This is a genomic window from Massilioclostridium coli, assembly GCF_900095865.1.
Classification (GTDB): Bacteria; Bacillota; Clostridia; order Oscillospirales; family Ruminococcaceae; genus Massilioclostridium; species Massilioclostridium facile.
In genome coordinates this window covers 166,019-186,018 of record NZ_FMIZ01000007.1, presented here as the reverse complement: position 1 = coordinate 186,018, position 20,000 = coordinate 166,019, and the positions used below count along the sequence as shown (strand labels likewise).

Sequence of the window (20,000 nt, the reverse complement as noted above, 5' to 3'; positions counted from 1 at the left end):
TCTTTTTTATTTCCATCAAATTTTTTAAATCTTAGTTTGTTTCTGCAAAATATTGGTCATACCATACCAGGAAGGTATAAACTGTCCAGATTTTACGGCTGTTGTCCGCTTTTCCTTCCTTATGTTGGTCCAGCAATTTTACCAGACGGTCAGTATCAAAATAGGTATTGGCAACTTCTCCAGTAAATTTCTCTTTTACCAGTTGATAATATTTATCCTGTTTTAGCCAAACACGAGTTGGTACTGGGAATCCCAGTTTCTTTTTACCAGCCCATTTTTTTGGCATGCGGCGAAGCGCTGCCAAACGCATAGCGTATTTAGTGTTGGTTTCATTGACACGGTATTTGGTAGGTATCCGCTGCGCTAGCTTCATTACTTCTTTATCCAAAAATGGTACACGCAATTCCAAGCTGTTTGCCATGCTCATTTTATCCGCTTTCAACAGGATATCCCCCACCATCCACATGTTCAGGTCTAAGAACTGCATTTTTGTTACTTCATCCTTATCCTTGACAATATTATAAAATGGACGGCAAACTTCCGCTGGGGAAGGGGCATCCGTATGGATTTTTAACAGCTTTTTCCGTTCTTTTTCGGTGAACATATAGGCGTTACCAATAAAACGTTCTTCCAGGTATTTGCCACGGCGCACCAAAAAGTTCAAACCACGGTGTGCTGGGAACAGCCCTGCTACTTTACTAATAGCACGACGAATCCAGAATGGCAATTTATCATAGGAGCGTTTATCAATGGGTTCCTTATATACATTATACCCGCCAAAAATTTCATCCGCACCTTCACCGGACAACACTACTTTTAAGTATTTAGAGGCCTCTTTACAAACAAAGAACAGTGCCGCAGCAGCTGGGTCAGCCAAAGGCTCATCCATATGATACTGGATTTTTGGGAAAGTTCCCCAAAACTCTTCTTCTGTGATCACATGGCTGATGTTTTTTACTGGAATTTGTTCGGATAATTCCTGAGCATAGCTGATCTCATTGTATTTTTCTCCATTATCAAAGCCTACTGTAAAGGTCTTGTCCACATTGGCGGAACAAGCAACATAGCTGGAATCTACCCCGCTGGATAAAAATGATCCTACTTCTACATCGCTAATTTTATGGGCTTCTACCGAATTATCAAATGTCTTTTCAATTTCATCCACCCAGTAGTCCAAATCCTTATCTTCTTCCGCCTGAAAATCAGGAATCCAATAACGGGTCATTTCCATCTTTCCATCTTTATAAAGGAAATAATGGGCTGGTGGCATTTTATAAACCCCTTTAAAAAAGGTTTCCGCACAAGGGGAATACTGGAAAGAAAGATAATTTTCCAATGCTGTGGTATTCAATTCTTTTTGAAAATGGGGATGGTCTAAAAAGCTTTTGATTTCGGAACCAAACAAAAAACTTTCTCCCATTTGAGAATAGTATAAAGGCTTAATGCCAAAGAAATCCCTAGCGCCAAACAATTCTTGCTTTTCACGGTCCCAAATAACAAAGGCAAACATCCCTCTTAGTTCTTTTACAAATGAACTACCATATTCTTCATAGGAATGAAGCAAAACTTCACTGTCGGTGTGGGTAGTAAACTGATGTCCTGCTGCCACCAATTTTTCACGGAGTATCTGATAATTATAAATCTCCCCGTTAAAAAGCAATACTTTTGTTTTATCCTCATTAAAGATTGGCTGACTGCCTCCCTCTAGGTCGATAATACTCAATCGGCGGAATCCCAACGCAATTCCATCATCAATAAAGCTACCACCAGAATCTGGTCCACGATGGACAATCCGATCCATCATTTTATTCAATGTCTCTTGTGCATTGTCAATCCGGTTTGTAAAACCTACAAAGCCACACATCGGCAAATCCTCCTATATCACTTCAGCCAGAATCTGGCTACAAAACTAAATTAATTCTTATTATACTATTTTTACTAATTAAATACAAGTTATCCACAAACAGTATCCGTAAAAAAGCTATGAACTTTATTCTCCTTACTATTATTTTTTATTTTACAAGCTACTAGATAAAATTTATTGTTTTAACCTATTGACAAACTACCTTCCCTATTGTATATTTGTACTAGAATCATAATACAATAATACAAGCCTCAATAATAGAGGTTTTGGGAGGTTATCTCTGTGTTTGAAGTAAAAAACGTAACAAAAACTTATGGAAAAACAATCGCTAACAACCAAATCCATTTTTCGGTAAACGATGGAGAAATTGCGGTTTTACTGGGACCAAATGGCGCTGGTAAATCCACTATTATTAAATGTATTACTGGATTGTTGCGGTTTCATGGGGAAATCAATATTTGTGGTTACCCAAATAAATCATTACAAGCAAAAAAACTACTAGGCTATGTTCCAGAAATGCCAGCTGTATATGACTTGCTTACCGTAGAGGAGCATTTGGAATTTATCGCCCGTGCCTACCAGTTAGAAAACTACCAACAAGATATAGAGCAGTTGTTACAGCGGTTTGAATTGACTGATAAACGCCAAAAGTTAGGAAAAGAGCTCTCCAAAGGGATGCAGCAAAAACTAAGCATCTGCTGTGCCTTGCTGCATAAACCAAAGGTGATTATTTTTGACGAACCTATGGTTGGGCTTGACCCTCACGCAATCAAAGAATTAAAAGAAGTATTCTGGGAATTAAAACGTCAAGGAAGCTCTGTTTTAATTAGCACCCATATGATTGACAGCGTAGAGGATTACTGGGATGTGGCACACATTATGATGAATGGAAGCTTTGCTGCAACTAAATACAATACCCCAACAGAAGAAGGGGATCAATCCTTGGAAGACCTGTTCTTCTCGATTACGGAAGGAAGAGGTGCACATCAATGACCAGCCTCAGATACTTACTATTTACCACAATTAAAAACTGGATTAAAGAATTACGAAAAAAGCCGGGGCAATTGGTTCTTGTCTTGTTTGTAGTAGCTATGTTTGCCCTTATGGTAGTTTCTACTATGGTCTCTGACCCTACAAAAATCCTTGACCACCGTAATATTACGGAACTATACGCCATTATATTTTTGGTATACCTGTTTATTTTCTTATTTACGGCTATGCATGGATTCAGTTCTGGAGGAAGTTTTTATTCTATGGCCGACGTCCATTTATTGTTTTCCACTCCAATTTCCAGCAAAAAGATTTTGCTGTATGGGCTGGTAAAACAGATGGGAACTTCCCTATTTGTAGGGTTTTTTATTCTATTTCAGTATTCCTGGCTGAATCAGATTTATGGCATTACACTACCAGGAGTATTGCTGATTTTATTGGGATACGCCATTATTATGTTCTGTGGTCAGCTCTGTGCTATGATCCTTTATTCGTTTACCAGTGGAAATGAAACCCTGAAACGTATTTTGAAAACTATCTTTATTGTCGTTGGCGTCCTGGCAATTGCTTATATTGGTTACCCACTTCTCAGCGAATCAGACGATATTTTAGGTGTTGCCGTTGCACAAGTTAATTCTCCTGTACTGGCATTTTTCCCAGTAGGTGGCTGGATCAAAGCTGCGATTGTAGGTTGTTTATCCGGTGACTTCATTAGTATTTTATGTGGATTTGGTGGAACTCTCCTTTTTGTTGCCTTGCTAATATTCATCCTAACAAAGACTCATTCTGATTTTTATGAGGATGTGCTACAGGCAACCGAGGTTTCTTTTAGCGCGATTACTGCAAAAAAAGAGAACAAAACAATGGATGTGGTTCCGAAAAATGTAAAGGTAGGAAAGTCCGGTTTAACAAAAGGTTGGGGAGCCAGCGCATTTTATTTCAAACATAAAATCGAAAAACGCCGTGGCCGTGTTTTTTTATTTGACACCATGACAACTATCTTCTTTATCATTACTATTGTTTTCTCATTCTTTATGAAGGAGATTATTGCCATATTTATATTTTCAGTTTATATGCAGTTCTTTTCCGCCCATACAGGGCGTTGGGTGCGAGAATTGACGCTGCCCTATGTTTATATGGTCCCTCAAAGTCCATTTAAAAAACTATTCTATGTATGTTTGGAAGGGATTGAAAAAATTATTATTGAGGCAGTCCTCCTGTTCGCAATCATTGGTGTTGTCGTACAACTCCCTGTTATCGAAGTGATTGTGTGTATTTTTGCCAGAATTGGCTTTGGATTACTGTTTATTGCGGGAAATTTCCTGACAGAACGTTTATTGGGCAGTACCGGAAACAAATTTATTATCTTGGGATTCTACTTCCTTGCACTGTTAATTATTATCGCTCCTGGTCTTGCTATAGGAGGGGTTGTTGGATTTTTCCTAGCAAATACCGGCATCTCTATTTTTGCTGTTGTCTTGGGAATCTCAACTGTATGGAATATTTTAATGGCAGGGTTAATCGCGTTCCTTTGCCGTAATGTTCTGGACTGTGCTGAGATTAACAACCAGTAACATTGCTTTTTTTACTACCCCATGTTATACTATATTAAAAATCAAGGATAAGGTGGGGTTAATATGGGACCTGTTTATTATACCGTACAAAAAATCAATGGTGATTATGCTGTTTTGCTTTCAGATGATGGGGTAGAAAATACCGTTGCTATGGCTCTGCTCCCTTTTGGAGTAGATGAAGGTAACCGATTGTTATGGGAAAACTTTGTATATACCATCATAGAATAGACAAACGGGTATCTACGAAATAAATAGTAGATACCCGTTTTTATTTCCAAAAATCTGCAAACTATATGAATTAGAAATATTCTGTAAAGTACCTTTGCTTAGAACAGCAAATAAAATAGTTACTAACAACAATTTTTTATTACCAGAAAATTGACCTTGGAACAATGGCCTACCCATTTGTAGACAATTATACAAATAGGTATTTAAAAAACTCCTTATCATGCTGGCATATACAAGTATGATAAGGAGAATAAAATAGTTATTATACTAATAGTATATATAGCTTGCAAAATGAATTTGCTGTTAAATAAATCATAAATGAAGTAAATCTGTTTCCCATAAAAGCAAGTTCTCTTTTCTTTATGTTCGAGAATTTTATCAGAAAAATTCTTCTGTCCAATCTCCGATAAAACTGGAAACCATGCTACCATGATATAAAAAAACCTCAGTAAATCACTACTGAGGTTTTTTATTTTATTTTGCCAAAGCTACAATTTCAATTTCCACCAAAACATCTTTTGGAAGACGAGCTACTTCTACACAGGAACGTGCTGGATATGGCTCGGTAAAGAAACTGCCGTATACTTCATTTAACTTTGCAAAATCATCCATATTTTTTACAAACACCGTTACTTTCACCGCATCAGATAAAGAACTTCCGGCTTCTGTTAATACCGCCTGTAGATTCTGCAAAGACTGGGTAGCCTGTTCGACTATTCCTCCGGAAACCAGTGTATTGGTGATTGGGTCAATTGGAATTTGACCCGAAGTAAAAATCAAATCCCCTATCCGGATTGCCTGGGAATATGGTCCCAATGCTTCTGGTGCGTTTTTTGTGTTAATCTCTGTACGGTTCATTCCGTCCCACTCCTTTTATACTATTGTAATTTTATCATATTATTGCATAACGTTTAACACACAAAAATAGTGGAAAATAGCCCCTGCCAATACAAACAGATGCCAAATAGAGTGCATATATTGGATGGATTTTAAACGGTAAAATAAAATCCCCACCGTATAGGCAACACCACCAGCCAATAAAAAGACCAAGTCAACCAAGTCCAGATGCTGTACCAAAGGAACAATCGCTACAATAATGCACCAACCTGTTACCAGATAGCACACCATAGAAAATTTTTTAAACCGTTCCATATTGATGGAGTTGAGTACAATCCCCAAAATAGTAGCTGCCCATACTACTCCAAAGATGGTCCATCCAAGCCATCCTCGTAACGCAACTAACGTCAAAGGAGTATAAGTACCAGCAATTAATAGGAATATGGCATTGTGGTCAAAAATGCGAAAAACAGCCTTAGCCTTTTGGTTGCTAAGTGCGTGATACATCGTAGACATGCCAAACATAAGGATTAAGCTGGCGCCAAAAATACTGGAAGTAACCACTTTTAAAGGGCTATGGTTTAATGCAGAAAACACAATCAGCACAACACACCCCGCAATGGCAAGTAACGCCCCTAATCCATGGGAAACCGCATTGGCGATTTCTTCCCCTAATGTATAGTGTTTCATTGGTTTACAGCTAGCAGACATGATCATTTACCTCGATGGAATATTAGGATTATTTTTAATTACTTCTAGTGTACCATAAGAAACTAGACGAAACTAAAAACAATTTATTAATTTTTTTATCTTATATTAAAATAATTCAGTCGTCTTCATTGTCAAATTGATGGGGGTTTAACCGGTGTATTTTACAATATCCTGCTACAAATCCATCTTTTACCGCCTTGCGTATCACAAAATACAATAAAGCGCAAACAACTAAAACAATAATAGCAATCACTGCAATTAAAAAAGGCATATGTTATTCTCCTGTTCTTAAACAATAAAATTTCTAGTACATTCTACTGCCTTATGCCAATGTGCGACCAGCTTACGAGATTGATGCTGGTCCATTTGCGGAGCATAGGAATTTCCCAACGACCAGCAGTCCCGAATTTCATCGAAGCCATGCCAAAATCCTGTGGAAAGCCCTGCCAAATAAGCAGCTCCCAATGCCGTCGTTTCGCTAATCGCTGGACGATATAATGGAACGCCTAAAATATCGGATTGGAACTGCATCAAAAACTGGTTAGCACTTGCCCCGCCATCCACCTTTAAGGAAGTTACTGGAATCCCTGTATCTGCCGCCATAGCGTCAATCACGTCTTTTGTCTGGTACGCAATACTTTCCAAACAAGCACGGACTAAGTGGTTTTGATTGGCTCCCCTTGTCAAGCCAAAAATACTTCCCCTGGCATACATATCCCAATATGGGGCACCCATTCCAGTAAATGCCGGAACCACATAAACACCACCGTTATCAGAAACTTTGACTGCCATTTCCTCGGATTGGGCGGAATTTTGTAGTAATTTTAATTCATCCCGTAGCCATTGGATAACCGCACCACCTACAAAGACACTACCTTCCATGGCGTAAGTAATATGATTTCCTACACTAGCTGCCAAAGTAGTAATCAGCCCTTGCTTGCTCACCGCCATGGTTTCACCAATGTTCATTAAGGCAAAACACCCTGTACCATAGGTGTTTTTTGCCTCTCCTTTTTGAAAACAAGCCTGTCCGAATAAAGCAGCCTGCTGGTCTCCGGCCATTCCACTAATGGGGACTTGTACACCATTAATATTGGTTGTGCCATAAACCTGGCTGCTGCTAGCAACCTCAGGCAGCATACAAGCTGGAATATCCAGTGCCTGCAATAAAGTTTCATCCCATTCTAAATTTTTAATATTGTACAGCATGGTTCTGGAAGCATTGGTATGGTCGGTCACATGTACCCTTCCGTTGGTTAGTTTCCACACTAGCCAGGTATCCACTGTACCAAACAGTAATTTTCCCTGCCTGGCTTTTTCCCTCGCACCTTCCACATGGTCTAAAATCCATTTTATTTTGGTTCCAGAAAAATAGGCGTCGATAATCAAACCAGTATTTTGTTGGATGTAGCCTTCCAATCCCCTTTGCTTTAAAACTTCACAGATTTCGGATGTCCTTCTGCATTGCCAAACAATCGCATTATAAATGGGCTTTCCCGTTTCTTTATCCCATACAATTGTAGTTTCCCGCTGATTTGTAATCCCTATTCCGGCAATTTCTTCCGCAGAAATCCCACTTTTTAAAATTGCTTCCATCATCACATTATATTGAGAAATATAAATATCGGTTGGATCCTGTTCCACCCAACCTGGTTTTGGATAGATCTGTGGGTACTCCTTCTGTGCCATTGCAACAACATGTAACTGTTTGTCAAAAATAATACAGCGTGAGCTGGTTGTCCCCTGGTCTAGCGCTACAATATAATTCAAATTTAACACCTCATTCCTGTTTTATTTGGCTTTTCACTTTAAATATACCGGAACCTTTTGTATTTGTAAAGGAGATTCCTTTAAATTTTTTACACTATTGCATCTATAAAAGTTAACAGTTCTATTATTCTATTGTAATCCTTTTTCCAAATTACAAATCGAAAAAATGCTGTACCATAGGGTACAGCATTTGAATCCATTACTTTGTATCCTGGTTGATGTATTTTGTCTTTAATTTGGAGTACATAATTTTTTGAGAAGAATACAGCCCATAATACCCAGAGAGCATATAGCTTACCGCAGCAGTAATAGCATATAATCCAATCCCCTGTATCCCAAACAATTCAATACTCATTAATAGTGCGGATAAAGGGCAGTTGACAACACCACAGAATAACCCGATCATGCCAATACTGGAACCAAAGGAAGCAGATAATCCAATCAAAGGTCCTACTGTTCCTCCAAAAGTAGCGCCGGTAAACAATGCAGGAACAATCTCGCCCCCCTTAAATCCAGCACCTAACGTAACTGCTGTAAACAAAATTTTTAATAGAAACGCCTCTGGTTTTACCTCCCCTTGGGTCGCTCTCAAAATTACATCCGTTCCAATTCCATTATAATCATAGGTTTGAAAAATCAAAGTCAATACAACTACCAAAACACCGCCTACAATTGCTTGTAACAGACGATTTGGCAATACTTTATCATACAATTTCCCCGCACTGTGCATGGCAACACAAAATAGGATACTAACTCCTCCGCAGAGGGCAGCGAGTAAAATTACCTGCCCAGCAGAAATCAAGTTTAACGATGGAATCCCCGTAATGTCAAACCCCACTGACGCAGCGCCAAAAGCAAGGGCAATTTGATTGCCAATTAAAGAAGCAATTACACAGGGAACAATTGCGGCATAATACATGACTCCAACACTGACGACTTCCATCGAAAAAATCGCAGCAGTCAATGGCGTCCCAAATAAAGCAGCAAAAGCGGCACTCATTCCACACATAGTAATCATGTGCTGGTCATTTTGATCAAGGTGAAATAATTTCCCAATATTAGAAGCAACACTACCTCCCAACTGGATTGCTGCTCCTTCCCTGCCTGCGGAACCCCCACACAAATGCGTAAAAATGGTTCCAATAAAAATCAACGGTGCTAGTCGCAAAGGAGGGTTTTCTGTCGTTCTTACCGATGTAATTACCAAGTTAGTTCCACGGTCGTTTTTCATGCCACACATTACATACATTACTGCAATAAGCACTCCTGCTACTGGTAAAAAAGAAAGTAACCAGCTATTTCCTTCCCGCAGTTCAGTAGCCCTTTCAATACAAAAGCGGAATGCAGAACCAATGCCTCCCATTAACGTTCCAACTAAAGCCGCCAACGCCATCCATTTGAAAAAAACAAAAATATGGATGGAGAACGATTTTACTCGATGTTTCATATTCATAATTTCAAACCCTTTTTCTTTTATATCCTTTTTGATTGGAAATGCAAATTACCCTTATTATACAACATTTTACTACAATACGCAAAACCTTTGTTTTTTGGAATAAGCTGTACAACTTGTTCATATATATGCCATAGAAAATAATAATACCGTATCAGATAAGGGGAGAAATCAATGGAACTGAATCTTTCTCATGAAAACATTCGTATCAACGAATCAGTATACGATGGTACTTTAGAACAATCAATCGAACAGGATTACAGTTTACCAGACTATTATCCTGGTATTTTTAAGGTACTAAAAACTACAATTACACCATGCGTATACAATTGCCGGACCTCCGGAGACAAATTAGTGGTAGACGGAGTTATTTTTGTGGATATTCTCTATTTAGGGGAAGAAAACAATCAACTACATTCCATCCAACAAAAATACCCATTTTCCAAAACAGCGGATATCAAAGGGGAATGTAATACCCCTATTATCTGTTATTCTACCAGTGGGGATTACATCAATTGCAGGGTGATCAATCCCAGGAGGGTTGACCTGAGAGGAGCAATTACCATCCAAATCAAGGTATATTGCCCAAAAGAAGAGATGGTACTATCCGATGCCGAAGGGAACGGTATCCAATTAAACCGGGGAAGCATCCATACCGGAAGCAGTCACCTATGGGGGACAAAACAATTTAGCGCAGAAGAACAATTCACACTGGAACCTCCTGCAGAAGAAATTATCTCTTACTATGCCTCCGCTGTTGCAGGGGAATGTAAATTAATCGCGAATAAAATGGTTACCAAAGGAGATATCATCTTACATGTGATTTACCGTATCTCAGATGAAAACCAACAACTGCAAACCGCAACCAAAACCATTCCGATCAGCCAAATTTTGGATCTTCCCGGCGTAGATGAAGACTATAGCTGCAATGTTTGTTACTTTGTTACGGGGGTTGACCTTCACAAAGAAGAAGACTCCAATATGATTAACGCCCAGTTCGATCTGACCCTTTGTGGGGATGCTTATATCCAAAAAGATATTGCCTGTGTCACTGACGCTTTTTCTACTTTATATGAATCACAGACAGACACCAAAGAAATTGCAACAGACCGCCTGATAAGGATACTGGATGACAGCATGGTGTCCAAACAGCAGGTAGAACTACAAAATATTCAACAAGTAATTGATGTCTGGGGAAAAGTACGTAATCTATCCGCAAAGTCAATGGAAGATCACCTGGATTTTACAGGGGAATTGGAAGCAGATATTTTGGCAGTTGATTCGGAAAACAACCCTGTCTTTCTAACAAAAGAGATTCCAATTGAATTTCAATTATCCAGCGACCAGCTCTGTGAAAACCCAATTGTACAAACAAAAGGCGATATTGTAAATATGGAGTACTCTTTTAATGGAACCATATTGGATTTAGAAGCAGAAATCAAACTATGCGGCACTGTTTCCTGCCGAGACTGGATTCGGATTGTAACTGATTTTTCAATTGATGAAACCGCACCAAAAGAAACAAAAAACCGTCCTGCCTTGACGATTTATTATGCGGATGGCGGTGAAAGTTTATGGGACATTGCCCGGCATTATAACACCTCAATGGATGCTATTATGGAAGAAAACGTGATGGAACGTCCCATTATTGAGGAACGCCGTATGATGCTCATTCCAATTGTAGAATAAGGAGGCTGTAAAGATGGAGAAAAACAGCATTTATCAAGATATTGCCAAGCGGACTAACGGTGATATTTATGTTGGGGTTGTAGGTCCAGTACGTACAGGGAAATCCACATTTATTAAAAAGTTTATGGAAACGCTGGTTATCCCTAACATCAATAGTAAATTCCAAAAGGAACGGGCAGTGGATGAGCTTCCTCAGTCAGCTGCCGGAAAAACAATTATGACCACCGAGCCAAAGTTTATTCCAGAAGAAGCGGTAAAAATTGTATTGGAAGACAACGCTGTCATGAATGTCCGTCTGATTGATTGTGTTGGTTATATTGTTCCCAGCTCCTTGGGCTACATTGAAAACGAAATGCCCCGTATGGTAATGACCCCTTGGTTTGACAGTGAAGTACCCTTTAACATGGCGGCTGAGGTGGGAACCCAAAAAGTAATTACGGAACATTCCACCATTGGGCTGGTGATTACCACAGATGGAAGTATCAGTGATATTCCAAGGGAAGAATATGAGGAAGCAGAAGAACGGGTTATCCAGGAATTGCAGGAAATCAATAAGCCGTTTGTCATATTATTAAACTGTGAAAACCCCTATTCCCCATCTTCTCAAGAACTTGCCCAAGAGATGCAGGAAAAATATCAGGTGGCTGTTATGCCAGTAAACTGCCTGGAATTGACAGAAGAAAACATCCGGGAAATTCTACGGCAAATCCTCTTCCAGTTCCCAGTAAAAGAAGTTAATATCGATATGCCAAAATGGATTACCATGCTGCAAAAGGACCATTGGCTTAAGTCCTCTTTGTTCCAGACCATACGGGATACATACCAAGACCTTTCCCATATTTTCCAGGTATCCAAAACATTGGATCAATTAAAGGATTGCGAGTATATCACTGGCTGCATGGTGGATCAAATTGATTTGGGAAGTGGTACAGCAAATATCCAAGTCAACCTGAAAAATGATTTATTCTATCAAATTCTCGGGGAAACTACAGGTTTAGAAATTTCAGGAGAAGCGGATTTGATGCCTTGTATGATTGAACTGGCAGAAATTAAAAAGAAGTATGATAAAGTTTCCAGCGCTTTGGAAGAAGTGGAGGCCACAGGGTATGGCATTGTCATGCCAACAATGGATGAATTAACTTTGGAAGAACCGGAAATCGTCAAACAAGGTGGAAAATATGGGGTACGACTAAAAGCGGAAGCTCCTTCCATCCATATGATGAAAGCTAATATCAAAACAGAAGTCAGCCCAATCGTAGGGACAGAAAAACAATCAGAAGAACTGGTTATGTACTTATTAAATGATTTTGAGGAAAACCCTGAAAAGCTATGGGAATCCAATATATTTGGCAAATCACTGCATGAACTGGTAAATGAAGGGCTGCACAATAAGCTGTACCATATGCCAAGTGACGCCCGCTTAAAAATGCAGGAAACCATTGAACGCATTATCAACGAAGGCTGCAGCGGATTAATCTGTATTATTTTATAAAAATCGGAAACGTTTCTTTTATTTTTCCCGTTATCATGGAAATACAACCCATACCTTCCTTTTTATTGGAAAGTATGGGTTGTTTGTTATGTTAAGCTATAATAAACCTTTATTTTTTGCGGATGGGAAAATAAATTTTAGTTTCCCAATCTTCCACTGTATGGCAGTCGTATTGTGTCTTTACATAAATTTCATATGGGCTATTGATTAATTCATATCCATTTTCTTTAATCCACTGCATCATTTTGCCATAGGCTTCCGGCAAATTGGAATAAGCCCCATAATGGATTGTGGTTGCGCATAAGCCTCCTTTCAACACACGGGTAGCTGCGGATGGGTCAAATACTTCTAATGCAACCTCAATGTCATTACAGGTAGGATCAAACTCCTCATCATGATAAATTGCCATACCTTTTCCATCTGCTGGGATTTGTTTGCGGAATATCGTTTCATACAGTTTGCCAAAATAAATTCCAAATTCATCTACACTCATATTTTGTCTGCTACTTAAAATCATACGGTCATCGGTTTGTTCCAATTGAACATCATAGTTTCCTTGATAATTCATAATTTCGCCTGTCCTTTCAAAATCAGATAAATGCTGTTCCAACTCCTGAATAACGGTTTTTGTATGAACCATCTGTTGTTCCAGGATTTGTTTTTGGTGGTAGAGTTTTGAATAAAGCGCTTTTTGGTTCGATTCACAAAGTAGTTGCTGGATTTCCTGTAAGGAAAACCCGTACCGTTTTAACTTAGCAATCAGCAACATGGTGGAAAGCTGAGATTCCTCATAATAACGGTAGCCGGTATCAGGGTCAATTTTAGCAGGATGTAGCAATCCAATTTTATCATAATAATGGAGTGTCTTTATGGTCACCAAACATGTTTTTGAAAATTGCCCTATACTAATCATAATGTCCTCCTTTGGTTGTTCCGATCCGGATCTGTTTCTAGTATAGCCTATCCTCTAAGGGGAGAGTCAATAGTAAAATGAAAAAAACTTTTTTATGTGGTAGAATAATTAAAAATATTGTGTAGCAGCGATTTACCATTTCTAGTAACTAAAATATCTGATGATGCTGACATTGTATCATTAATAGAACTATTTCAGTATAGTTGATATTCTTTTTACAATAAAAATTTTTAATTTGCTATTGACTTTGACGTTACGGAAAGTGGTATGCTTGTATTCATCCAGAGGAGGAATCAAAATGAATTATAGTATTAAAGAATTATCCAATATCGCTGGGGTGAGTGCACGCACCCTACGCTATTATGATGAGATTGGATTATTAAAACCGTTATACACTACAGATTCAGGATACCGCTATTACGGTGAACAGGAACTGGATTTGTTACAGCAAATTCTTTTTTATAAAGAACGTGGATTTGATCTAAAACGGATTCAAAAAATACTATACCAAGAGCAATTCCATCTAATGGACGCATTGGAAGAACATCTTCTGGAATTAAAAAAACAGCAAGCACACATTGCTTCCCTGATACAGACAGTGGAACAGACTATTTTATCCATGAAAGGAGAATACCAAATGAACGATACCGAAAAATTTGAAGCATTTAAACAAAGAGCAGTACAACAAAATGAAATCTTATATGGTGAAGAAGCGCGGAAACAATATGGGAATCATGAAGTGGATACGACAAATCAAAAAATAATGCAGATGACCCAACAAGAATATGAACAATTCCATTCCTTAGAATCCGACATAAAACAGTTGCTAGAAAATGCCGTTGTCTCGGGTAACAAACCCAATAGTGAACAAGCCAAACAGATTGTGGTGCTCCATAAAAAATGGCTTTGCATGGTGTGGAAACAGTATACTCCACAAGCGCACAAAGGCTTGTCTGCAATGTATGTTTCTGATGAACGTTTCCGAACCTATTATGATGAACGCCAACCAGGATGTGCGGAATTTTTGCATCAAGCAATTTTACACTGGGCAGACCAATGTTAACGTCATCATCTCTATTCCAATCAAAAAACGTCGTTTTGTAGGCTATCAGTTTATCCTCTATGTATAATAGCATAATCTCATTAAAAAAATAAAATAAAAAATACAAGGGAACCATTTTTTTAATGGTTCCCCTTACACTTTTATTATAAAAAATCAACCACTGCTTTTACAAATAGTCATTTTTCTTTATAATGAATCCCATATCTTTGATTGTATCATCATTGTTCATCAAAAACCATGTCTTTGTAAACTGTTATATAATTTATGGAGAAACCTTATCACAAATTCCTTTAATTTATCCTAATTTTAAAAATCTACCGATAAGGTATCTTCTAGCCAAGAAGAAAAAATGTCCAGTTGTTCTGGAGTATGAAAATAATGTTCTGCTTCTGGTACTAGTTTCAATTGACAGGAAAATCGTTTCGCGAACGTAGATACTGTATCTGGTTCACAAACCGTATCCTGTCCCCCACATAAAATATAAGTAGGAGTTTTCCAATAACAAATTGGATGCTCTTTTACAAAACAATAATATGTCCAATCCAATGTTTCTCCAATAGGAGTAGAAATCTCCTGCTTTTGTTTTAACTGTTCTGGCGTAATATGAAACCACAGCATCATATTCTCAATCATATGCTGCATATCTACCAGTGGAGAGAGGAACCATGCCTGTTTTAGGTTTTCATGCTGATAAGCCAAAAGGCTAAAATAAGCCCCGATGCTATTCGCAAACAAACTGATTTCATTCCAGTTTTTCTTGGCGTACTGCATTACTGTTGTAAGGTCCTCAACACAAAACGGTACTTTACAAGGTGGTATTTTATTTTTTCTCTCTCCATGTTGGGGTAAATCAAAGCTTAAAATTTGATATCCTTTGGAAGTAGCGGATTGTGCCAGATATTCAATCGGTAAATCGGTTTTATTCGAGTGGTTTCCATGAACCGCAATGATTAGTTTTTCAGTTCGCTTTCCCCACAATACCGCAGGAATTTGATTGATTGAAAAAAATTCTTTTTGCATCCCATCCTCCTATTGTTTCTCTCCTCAATGCTACAATTGAATTGGAACCTGTTGGTCAATTTCGATACTGTCCGGCGTTACCATACAATCCATCGCTAAAATATTTACCCCTGCTTTCTTGGCTTGGAGCAACACATCCGCAAATTCAGGATGAGTCAAACGGTTTGGTGTAAAATATTGGACTCCTTTCATCTGGATAACAAAAATCAGATATGCGTCGTATCCTTGTTGTTTCGCTAAAATCAATTCCTGAATGTGTTTTACTCCCCTCTGAGTTGGAGCATCTGGAAACATCACAACTCCATTCTGTTCTAACGTACAACCCTTTACTTCCATAAAAATCTTTTTTTGAGAAGTTTCCAGATAAAAATCAAAACGGGATGATCCAAATACTGTTTCTGGTTTGACCAGTTTTAAATCGGGGAATAATTTTCCTGTTTTTAACCATTCTGCAACAATCTGATTGGGAACTTGGGAGTCCATGTTAATCAACAGTTCCCCTTTTTGTACGGCAATTAAAGAATATTTTGTTTTCCGATTGGGATTATCATGATGCTGCACATAAATTGTAGTATTTGGTATTAGTAGCTCTTTACATCGTCCTGTATTTTTCACATGGCAGAGCTGTTCTTTTCCTTCCACTAAAATATGGGCAATAAACCGGTTGGGACGTTCCAAAAAAACAGCCTGTTGAATATTTGGGTAATGCATAAATTTCTCCTTATAGCAAAAAACACCGCATAGCGGTGTTAGGATTATTGAATCGCATCAGGGATAGAAGATTGATTTTTATTAATTAATTTTGTTTCTGTTGTTACCGTTAAGGTATCTTCTTTCCCATTTTGATTCACGACATACTGGTTTTCCGTTTTTATTTGGATTAGCATCCCTTCAGAATCCACAGTATAGGTTTTTATATAGCTGATATCTTGATATCCACCTATGGTATCTGATAAGGAGGATGGCTGTATTTTAACTTGATATACTGTATTTCCATCCTTTTTCACAACAGAAAGTTTTTTAACATTTTGTTGTTCCAATGTGGATAACATTTCAGCCAACACAGATGGAACCTGATTAGAAAAGTCCTCTTCTTCCCAAATACCTTGATCGTTTTGATAAAACATTTTTCCGGAAACAGATTTATAGCAAAATGAAGTCGTTTCCTGCTGTTGTGTGGATTTCTGTTCTAACAAATAATCCAACTGATTTTCCTGCTGAGAAAACAACAGATGTATTTGATCTATATACTCCATCTCAGCATCCTGATTAGCCGAAGAACGGCTGGATACCGACTGCAATTCCCCATTTTCCAATCCAGAAAATGCTGTAATTGCCTGGTTTAAACAAAGAAGATCTGTTTCCATATTCTGTTTTGACCATAGAAAACAAAAGCCTATCGCCAAAATGACGACAAGCACAACTGCTATGATAGAAACCAGCAATTTTTTTGTTTTATCCATTTTATTAACACCTATTGTTCCATAAATTCTCGGAACTCTTTAATCCCTTCCTGGGTTACACTACTTAAACGGAAAATTTTTGTACATCCGGCATGGCGCAGCTTTTTCTCCGCATTGATCAGCTCTTTTTCATCTTCTGCCAAATCAATCTTCGTTACAACACCAATACAGGGACGGTTAAACATGCTGCAAAATCCAGGTGCGTAAATATTCCTTTTATCGCTGACCGATTGCAGCAACACTACCACATCGGCATTTGCCGCAGTAATCGCCAACACCCGGTAATCAATACGGAATTCCGCATATTCCCCTGGTGTATCAATAATATTGTTTAAAAATTCTACCTGCTGGGTTTTTTTATATTTTAACTCCCAATTGTGGACAGCTTGGCAAAGGGTGGTTTTTCCAGCACTGACTGCCCCAACAAACATCATCTTTTTCATCGGCATCAGGTCCTTGTAATTGGCACTGTATCAAAATGCATTTTATTGCCCAATACATCCAACACAGCGTCTACAGAAGATTCCACCGCATCCACATCCCCAGACACTACCAAAGAGCCATTAAAACGGTCTACAAACGCAATAGAAACACCACCTGCTTTGGAAGCCACATCCGCACCAATAATAACAGCTTCGGTTGGTGTAATCGTCATAACGCCAATTGCCTCATTGTCCATATCAATCATACCAAGCTTTTCGCACAATTCCTGTACAGGGTTCGCAATAATATGGGCAAGAGTAATTTGTTTACCAGGAACAAATTCCTGGATAATCCTTTGTTTCTGTTGGTTATCCATATATCAAACATTCTCCTGTTCTGTTCATCTTGTATCATAATATTATTGTAGAACTTTCTCCGTCCGATGTCAAGGCATAACTTCGATAAAGGGTTGTTAGCAATTTTATTTTGAAAAAGCGGATTGATAAATGGTATCCTGTTCTGGTAAATGTGTGATATAACCAATGGGAATTTTATTTTTGGTAGCATGGATAATCTCTTTCGCCCCAGATTCACCAAAAGCCCCACACAACTCAATACAAGCAACCCCATTTTCATATAGCTGCTTTGCCACTTCACACGCCTCTGTTAAATTGGTTACCCCTATTATCTGGGCTGCCCCGTTGTGGATAGCAGCCTGATCTTTTGGCTGCACAGTGTCCATAATGAAGAATGCAAACTTCATGGCAATTCCTTCAAATTTATATTTAGGATACTCATCAATTTTATCCTAGATATGGAAGAATAATAGAGAAAAAGTAAAACCTGAAACATAAACGAGGCTATGTCTCAGGTTATTATTGTTAAGAAAAATTTTCGATGCCACTACACAATTTTTGTGGTCCAATCTTCTACATTCCAAATTTCGGTTGCAACATCCTGGTAAAATTCTGGTTCATGGCTTACTAATAATACTGTTCCTTTAAACTCACGGATTGCTTTTTTCAATTCTTCTTTGGCGTCTACGTCCAAGTGGTTGGTCGGTTCGTCCAACACCAATAGATTGCATTCTTTTAACATTAATGAACAAAGGCGTACTTTCGCATTTTCACCACCGGATAATACTTTCATCTGGCTGGTAATATGTTCCGTGGTCAACCCACATCTTGCTAAAGCTGCCCGTACCTCCGCATTGGTCATGCTGGGATATTCTTCCCAAATGGTATCCAATGCTGTCTTTGAAGAATCCGGCACTTCCTGTTCAAAATACCCCACTTCTACAAATTGGTCTAGTTCTACTTTTCCGGAAATTGCAGGCTGTATGCCCAGTAGGGTTTTTAATAAGGTAGTTTTTCCTAAACCATTTACCCCTTTTACCGCAACTTTTTGGTTACGTTCCAATATAAAGTTCAGTGGTTTTGTCAATGGGGAATCATATCCAATTACTAAATTTTCCGCTGTTATGACGCAACGTCCTGGCGTTCTAGCCGTACGGAAGGAAAAACTGGGTTTTATTTTTTCTTTTGCCAATTCAATTAATTCCATTTTGTCTAGCTTTTTTTGACGGCTTTTTGCCATGTTGGTTGTAGCAACCCTGGCCTTGTTCCTTGCGATAAAATCTTCTAGATGGGCAATTTCTTTTTGCTGCTTTTCATATGCCTGTTCCAGTTGGCGTTTTTTTAGCTCATACATTTCCTTAAACTGCTCATAGTTTCCAGTATAACGGGTCAAAACAGCATTTTCTACATGGTAAATCACATTCACTACATCGTTTAAAAATGGAATATCATGGGAAACCAAAATAAAGGCATTCTCATAGTTCTTTAAAAAGTTTTTCAGCCAAGCGATATGGTTTTCATCCAAAAAGTTAGTAGGTTCGTCCAAAATCAAAATCATTGGGTTTTGCAATAACAATTTTGTTAATAGCACTTTGGCTCGCTGTCCGCCACTGAGTTCGGTTACATCCCGGTCCAGTCCGATTTCTCCTAAGCCTAAACCATTGGCGTATTCCTCAATTTTGGAATCTATGATATAAAACCCATTGTGTTCCAATGTTTCTTGGATTTCCCCGACGTCTTCCATCATAGCATCCATTTCTTCCGGAGAACAGTCCCCCATTTTATCATACAGTTCCATCATTTCCTGTTCCAAATCAAACAGGTATTGGAACGCTTCCCGTAATACTTCACGGATTGTTTTTCCAGGAGTTAAAGTGCTATACTGGTCTAAATAGCCGGTGGTAATCCGTTTGCACCAGCTAATATTCCCTTCATCCGGCATCAATTTTCCTGTAATAATATTTAAAAAGGTGGTTTTTCCTTCCCCATTGGCTCCAACTAGCCCAATATGCTCCCCTTTTAATAAACGGAACGAAGCGTCTTCTAAAATTTTTCTAGCCCCAAAACCATGGCTTACATGTTCTACCGTTAAAATACTCATTTATTCCTCCAAAAATCAGAAAAAATCTTTCTTCACTATAGCATAAAATTTGC

Annotated in this window: 20 protein-coding genes; 6 read left to right on the top strand and 14 right to left on the bottom strand. The window is 38.4% G+C overall.

Annotation, left to right across the window (positions count from 1 at the left end):
* Positions 1-31: 31 nt before the first annotated feature.
* The gene (gene asnB, locus BQ2683_RS06340; protein ID WP_069988178.1) at positions 32-1,864 is read right to left on the bottom strand and encodes an asparagine synthase (glutamine-hydrolyzing); all 1,833 of its coding nucleotides are present in this window, start codon (positions 1,862-1,864) and stop codon (positions 32-34) included.
* Between the two features lie 282 nt (positions 1,865-2,146).
* On the opposite strand from asnB, the gene BQ2683_RS06335 reads away from it, so the two are divergent.
* The 3 genes from BQ2683_RS06335 to BQ2683_RS13490 all read left to right on the top strand — a co-directional run bounded on the left by BQ2683_RS06335 (position 2,147) and on the right by BQ2683_RS13490 (position 4,656).
* On the top strand, positions 2,147-2,857 hold the full coding sequence (locus BQ2683_RS06335; protein ID WP_069988177.1) for an ABC transporter ATP-binding protein: 711 nt from the start codon (positions 2,147-2,149) through the stop codon (positions 2,855-2,857).
* Complete coding sequence (locus BQ2683_RS06330; RefSeq protein WP_069988176.1) at positions 2,854-4,428, top strand: putative ABC exporter domain-containing protein; 1,575 nt, start codon at positions 2,854-2,856, stop codon at positions 4,426-4,428. Before BQ2683_RS06335 ends, BQ2683_RS06330 begins: the two co-directional genes overlap by 4 nt.
* Before the next feature lie 63 nt (positions 4,429-4,491).
* A complete protein-coding gene (locus BQ2683_RS13490) occupies positions 4,492-4,656 on the top strand; it encodes a DUF3006 domain-containing protein (protein WP_141720191.1) in 165 nt (54 codons plus the stop codon).
* 474 nt (positions 4,657-5,130) lie between these two features.
* Here the strand turns inward: BQ2683_RS13490 and BQ2683_RS06325 are convergent, their stop codons facing one another.
* From BQ2683_RS06325 to BQ2683_RS06310, 5 genes are all read right to left on the bottom strand, one after another.
* Entirely contained in the window at positions 5,131-5,514 is a 384-nt protein-coding gene (locus tag BQ2683_RS06325) for a RidA family protein (RefSeq protein WP_069988175.1), read from the bottom strand.
* A 39-nt stretch (positions 5,515-5,553) separates the two neighbouring features.
* A complete protein-coding gene (trhA, locus tag BQ2683_RS06320; protein WP_069988174.1) occupies positions 5,554-6,204 on the bottom strand; it encodes a PAQR family membrane homeostasis protein TrhA in 651 nt (216 codons plus the stop codon).
* Between the two features lie 115 nt (positions 6,205-6,319).
* The gene (locus tag BQ2683_RS13375; RefSeq protein ID WP_159427359.1) at positions 6,320-6,475 is read right to left on the bottom strand and encodes a DUF6019 family protein; all 156 of its coding nucleotides are present in this window, start codon (positions 6,473-6,475) and stop codon (positions 6,320-6,322) included.
* 17 nt (positions 6,476-6,492) lie between these two features.
* Positions 6,493-7,983 (bottom strand): glycerol kinase GlpK, encoded by a 1,491-nt coding sequence (gene glpK, locus BQ2683_RS06315; RefSeq protein WP_141720190.1) that lies wholly within the window; start codon positions 7,981-7,983, stop codon positions 6,493-6,495.
* Between the two features lie 190 nt (positions 7,984-8,173).
* On the bottom strand, positions 8,174-9,427 hold the full coding sequence (locus BQ2683_RS06310) for a chloride channel protein (RefSeq protein WP_069988172.1): 1,254 nt from the start codon (positions 9,425-9,427) through the stop codon (positions 8,174-8,176).
* Between the two features lie 174 nt (positions 9,428-9,601).
* Between BQ2683_RS06310 and BQ2683_RS06305 the strand changes: the two genes are divergently transcribed.
* Both BQ2683_RS06305 and spoIVA read left to right on the top strand, forming a co-directional pair.
* The gene (locus BQ2683_RS06305; RefSeq protein WP_069988171.1) at positions 9,602-11,116 is read left to right on the top strand and encodes a DUF3794 and LysM peptidoglycan-binding domain-containing protein; all 1,515 of its coding nucleotides are present in this window, start codon (positions 9,602-9,604) and stop codon (positions 11,114-11,116) included.
* A gap of 13 nt (positions 11,117-11,129) precedes the next feature.
* Positions 11,130-12,608: a stage IV sporulation protein A gene (gene spoIVA / locus BQ2683_RS06300; RefSeq protein ID WP_069988170.1), complete on the top strand. Its 1,479-nt coding sequence runs from the start codon at positions 11,130-11,132 to the stop codon at positions 12,606-12,608.
* 109 nt (positions 12,609-12,717) lie between these two features.
* Here spoIVA and BQ2683_RS06295 read toward each other — a convergent pair whose 3' ends face one another.
* Entirely contained in the window at positions 12,718-13,521 is an 804-nt protein-coding gene (locus tag BQ2683_RS06295) for a MerR family transcriptional regulator (RefSeq protein ID WP_069988169.1), read from the bottom strand.
* A 298-nt stretch (positions 13,522-13,819) separates the two neighbouring features.
* On the opposite strand from BQ2683_RS06295, the gene BQ2683_RS06290 reads away from it, so the two are divergent.
* Positions 13,820-14,584, top strand: a complete 765-nt coding sequence (locus tag BQ2683_RS06290; RefSeq protein ID WP_069988168.1) for a MerR family transcriptional regulator — start codon at positions 13,820-13,822, stop codon at positions 14,582-14,584.
* Between the two features lie 306 nt (positions 14,585-14,890).
* Here the strand turns inward: BQ2683_RS06290 and BQ2683_RS06285 are convergent, their stop codons facing one another.
* The 7 genes from BQ2683_RS06285 to BQ2683_RS06255 form a co-directional block, all read right to left on the bottom strand.
* Positions 14,891-15,604, bottom strand: a complete 714-nt coding sequence (locus tag BQ2683_RS06285; RefSeq protein WP_069988167.1) for an alpha/beta hydrolase — start codon at positions 15,602-15,604, stop codon at positions 14,891-14,893.
* 30 nt (positions 15,605-15,634) lie between these two features.
* Positions 15,635-16,315: a DNA/RNA nuclease SfsA gene (gene sfsA / locus BQ2683_RS06280; protein ID WP_069988166.1), complete on the bottom strand. Its 681-nt coding sequence runs from the start codon at positions 16,313-16,315 to the stop codon at positions 15,635-15,637.
* A gap of 44 nt (positions 16,316-16,359) precedes the next feature.
* On the bottom strand, positions 16,360-17,067 hold the full coding sequence (locus tag BQ2683_RS06275; protein WP_069988165.1) for a hypothetical protein: 708 nt from the start codon (positions 17,065-17,067) through the stop codon (positions 16,360-16,362).
* 11 nt (positions 17,068-17,078) lie between these two features.
* Positions 17,079-17,510: a EutP/PduV family microcompartment system protein gene (locus BQ2683_RS06270; RefSeq protein ID WP_069989462.1), complete on the bottom strand. Its 432-nt coding sequence runs from the start codon at positions 17,508-17,510 to the stop codon at positions 17,079-17,081.
* A gap of 5 nt (positions 17,511-17,515) precedes the next feature.
* Positions 17,516-17,866, bottom strand: coding sequence for a BMC domain-containing protein (locus tag BQ2683_RS06265; protein ID WP_069988164.1), 351 nt, complete (start codon positions 17,864-17,866; stop codon positions 17,516-17,518).
* 105 nt (positions 17,867-17,971) lie between these two features.
* Positions 17,972-18,253, bottom strand: a complete 282-nt coding sequence (locus tag BQ2683_RS06260; RefSeq protein ID WP_069988163.1) for a DUF6506 family protein — start codon at positions 18,251-18,253, stop codon at positions 17,972-17,974.
* 140 nt (positions 18,254-18,393) lie between these two features.
* Complete coding sequence (locus tag BQ2683_RS06255; RefSeq protein WP_069988162.1) at positions 18,394-19,947, bottom strand: ABC-F family ATP-binding cassette domain-containing protein; 1,554 nt, start codon at positions 19,945-19,947, stop codon at positions 18,394-18,396.
* Positions 19,948-20,000 lie beyond the last annotated feature (53 nt).